Raw genomic sequence first — 564 nt, forward strand, 5'->3', positions numbered from 1 at the left:
GATCGGCATCCCGACGGGGGTAAAGGTCTATGACTGGCTGCTCACCATGTATCGCGGGCGCATCCGGCTGACCGCCCCCATGCTGTTCGCCATGACCTTCATGCTGTGCTTCGTCATCGGCGGGCTAACCGGCATCATCCTCGCCAATCCGCCGGTCGATTTTCAGGTCCACAACTCGCTGTTCCTAGTCGCGCATTTCCATAACATGCTGATCCCGGGCACTTTGTTCGGCATGTTCGCGGGCTATATGTACTGGTTCCCAAAGGCATTCGGCTATCGGCTGGACGAGACATGGGGACGCATCGCGTGGGGATTGTGGAGCGGAGGCTTTCTTGTCGCCTTCATGCCACTTTACGCGCTGGGGCTGATGGGGGTGATGCGGCGCAGCGCCACGACCTTCGATCAGGCCTATCAGCCATATATGGACTTTGCGCTGGCAGGCGCCGTCATGATCCTTGGCGGGCTGGCGGCATTGATGGTGCAGCTATGGGTATCGGTCCGCCGGCGCGAGGCGCTGGCCGTGCCGGTGGGCGATCCGTGGGATGGGCATGCGCTGGAATGGGC

General features: G+C 61.7%; 1 protein-coding gene. It reads left to right on the forward strand.

The genetic code is table 11. The annotated features are described in order from the left end of the window. Nucleotides 1-564, forward strand: a 564-nt coding sequence (locus AAFM29_RS17095) for a cbb3-type cytochrome c oxidase subunit I (RefSeq protein WP_341713937.1), incomplete at both ends; no start/stop codon positions are given.

Source organism: Erythrobacter sp. (genome assembly GCF_038133525.1).
Taxonomy (GTDB): domain Bacteria; phylum Pseudomonadota; class Alphaproteobacteria; order Sphingomonadales; family Sphingomonadaceae; genus Qipengyuania.